The sequence below is a fragment of the Bartonella senegalensis OS02 genome, from assembly GCF_000312545.1.
Classification (GTDB): domain Bacteria; phylum Pseudomonadota; class Alphaproteobacteria; order Rhizobiales; family Rhizobiaceae; genus Bartonella; species Bartonella senegalensis.
Window position 1 is genome coordinate 7,501 of sequence record NZ_HE997546.1, and the last position, 2,602, is coordinate 10,102.

General features: G+C 39.6%; 3 protein-coding genes and 1 pseudogene (1 of these 4 cut by a window edge). 1 reads left to right on the forward strand and 3 read right to left on the reverse strand.

Annotated elements, in window-relative coordinates:
* The 3 genes and pseudogenes from BN200_RS09860 to BN200_RS08285 all read right to left on the reverse strand — a co-directional run.
* On the reverse strand, window positions 1-203 hold the 5' portion of the coding sequence (locus BN200_RS09860) for a hypothetical protein (protein WP_244426924.1). 34 nt of this gene lie to the left of the window's left edge; the window shows 203 of its 237 coding nt (coding positions 1-203); its start codon is at window positions 201-203; its stop codon lies beyond the left edge, outside the window.
* A gap of 6 nt (window positions 204-209) precedes the next feature.
* A pseudogene (locus BN200_RS09865) lies at window positions 210-641 on the reverse strand (MFS transporter); the annotation flags it as partial.
* Window positions 642-1,134: 493 nt separating this feature from the next.
* Window positions 1,135-2,223: a TIGR04086 family membrane protein gene (locus tag BN200_RS08285; protein WP_034989446.1), complete on the reverse strand. Its 1,089-nt coding sequence runs from the start codon at window positions 2,221-2,223 to the stop codon at window positions 1,135-1,137.
* Between BN200_RS08285 and BN200_RS08290 the strand changes: the two genes are divergently transcribed.
* Window positions 2,182-2,490 (forward strand): hypothetical protein, encoded by a 309-nt coding sequence (locus tag BN200_RS08290; RefSeq protein WP_019222099.1) that lies wholly within the window; start codon window positions 2,182-2,184, stop codon window positions 2,488-2,490. The two genes, BN200_RS08285 and BN200_RS08290, sit on opposite strands and share 42 nt — an antisense overlap.
* The last annotated feature ends 112 nt before the right edge of the window (window positions 2,491-2,602 follow it).

A 2,602-nucleotide genomic window follows, 5' to 3' on the forward strand; every position in this document is an offset into this window, starting at 1 on the left:
GAGATGAGGGCGACGCTGAGAGAAACAATGATCAACATTTGCCAAGAAGATAAGCCAAAAAGAGCCTTGTTGTATAACAGAGTACTGACGTAACTGCCTGCTATTCCTCCAAAACCACTCGATAAGCTCATGATCCCAAGCGCACTAGCAATCAAGCGGTCATCTATGTTGGTTGCATCATAATCGAAGCGTATTCGTATCATGATTTCGGCAAAGGTAAAAAGGATGATTGCTAAAAAGAGAACAGTGTAAGAATGTTTCATAAAGTGGAGAAGAAAAAATGAAAGCCCAAATAAAATAAAGGATAATGTAATTGGAATTTGAGATTTTTCTTTACATGCCCATCTTGAGGCAGGTATTTGGAAAAAGATGACAATCAGGGCATTGAGGAGAAAAATATATGAAGGAGTGCTGCTCCCAAACGTTTGTTCAACAAATAGAGGGATCGTGACTTCCAATTGTATATAAAAAAAGGCAAATAAAAACATAAAAAACGCAATGCAAAGCATGGATTTATTGGTAAGCAGTTGTCTAAAATTAGAAAAGTTTATTTTATTGCGTGTGTTGCTAGAAGAATGTTCCTTTAATGTACAGTTAAGAAGGAATAACAAACAAAAGAGAAAGCCAACAAGACTAAACAATAAAGGAGGATGAACTTTAAAAACAAGATGATTGTTGTTTTGAGGAATTTTTTAGAATATTCTTGAAGGAGGGTATGCACTTTTGTCTTAAACACACAGAGAGGTAAGTGATTTTTCTGTTGTTTTCTTTCGGCAATACACGGTTTTCATGAAGAGTTCTCTGCGTGCTCACTTAAAAGAAAGAGGCTGGATGATGCATAATGGAGAGACAAAAACGTCGGATTTTCTATTCTTTATGGTGCAATGTTTTTATCATTATCGATTGTTCTCTGCGGGGATTTCTGATTTTCAAGGGTGGTAGAGTGTGCGGTATGCTTTTATCTTGCCTTGTATTTTGCTTTTAAAGTTTGAATTGTAAGAGGCTTTTTGCTCTTGCAGGGTAGTCTGTCGATTGTCCTTTTAGACAAAAGAGTTTTCAAGAAGCTTTGTAAAAAAAGCTGTACAGAGGAAGTGTACAGCTTTTTATGTCTTTTATTTTTATAAGGCAAAGCTTTTAGAGCATAAAAGAATCCTTTCGGCTTTTATAGCCATAATAGCCAAAAACACTGGAAATGATGGCGCCAATCAGGTTGCCTAAAAAGCCCCACCAGCCGATGTGGGAGGCTTTTGTGATAGCTTTATCGGCAGTATGGCGTGCATCTTTTATGGAAGCATCAAGCTTTTGAGAGAGGGTTTCTGTTTGTTCTTCAAGAGCTTTTATCGCTTTTTCAACTTTTTCTTCTGCGCTTTGGTACACATGCAGGGCATTGTTAGCTGCTGTTTGTGCATCAGCACGTGTCATGCCATTGTTCATAAGGCTTTTGATAATGTTGCTTTTATCAATCTTTGCGGTAATGGATTCTACCCGATCCGAAAGGCGCTCAGAGAGATCTTTGAGAGTGGTGCGATAGTGAGAGGGGTCCTTTTTAAAAGCCGTGATCGCGTTCCCAATATCTTTTAAGGTGCCCTGATAGGATGTTTTTAAGCGTTCAGGATTGAGGGCAGGAATATCGCTTTTGTTGAGAAATGTGCGTAATTCATTGCCGAGTTTATCAAAATCAACGCCCTTGTCTTTTATTTCATGCACAAACTTTTCAAAGCTCTCGCCATCGAATTTTGAAAGAAGCGAGGAAAGATTTGTTTTGAAACTGTCTATGGTTTGTCCGATTGCTGAGGTGTTTTCGAGAGCAGCTTTAGCCCCTATTTTTGCTGTACTTGAAACCACGTAGATGGCTTGGATGGTCATGAGGAGGGTTAAGAGAGCCCAAGTGAGAAAGCCATGCAGGGTGCCTGAGGATTCTGCAAAACGCCCTGCAACAAAACCTCCCAAAGCAAGGCTGAGCAATGTCACAATGAGAGACCCTATGCCAAAAGACAAAAAAGAACCTTCAAAAGGGGTTGAAGAGGTGAAATCCATTTGGCTTAAGCCTAAGGCTGCCACCAGAAAAGACAGGCAGATCGAGGTGGCTAGAGCTGTCACAACTCCGGCAAAAATGGCTGACCATGAAATGGGCGTATGAAAGAGGGGATATTGTTCTTCTAGGGATGTTTCCTCTAGAAAATGGGTATCGAAGGGGGGGGCTTTGGGAATGCGGGTTTCCATGTTTTTATCTCCTTGAATGATGCTGGAGATACAATGCCTTTTGACCCACAATGTTCCAGAAGGGAGCAGTTTGCAGTAAAAGTGGATGAAAAATACCCAAAACCAATAGGGATTATTATAGTGGAAGGATCGTGCTGTAATGGCGAGGGTGAGAAGTTTTTTGTTGAATGTTCAGTCTGGAAAAACTTTATCAAATTAGATGAGAAAAATACTCTATGGGAAAAACAAAAACACCGGGGAAAGAAACAAACAGGAGGGGAAAAATAAACAAATAGAAGGGATGTTTTGCGCCATGAGGCTATTTTGTAAGATATGAGATGCGTGTTTTGTTCACATCCGGTTATGAAATGTGAAAATATTTTCTTTTTCTTGAAAACCA

Bases quoted from the DNA above. Each gene is read 5' to 3' on its own strand.
- BN200_RS08290 (WP_019222099.1), top strand. From the start codon at position 2,182: ATGGGTATCGAAGGGGGGGGCTTTGGGAATGCGGGTTTCCATGTTTTT.
- BN200_RS08285 (WP_034989446.1), bottom strand. From the start codon at position 2,223: ATGGAAACCCGCATTCCCAAAGCCCCCCCCTTCGATACCCATTTTCTA.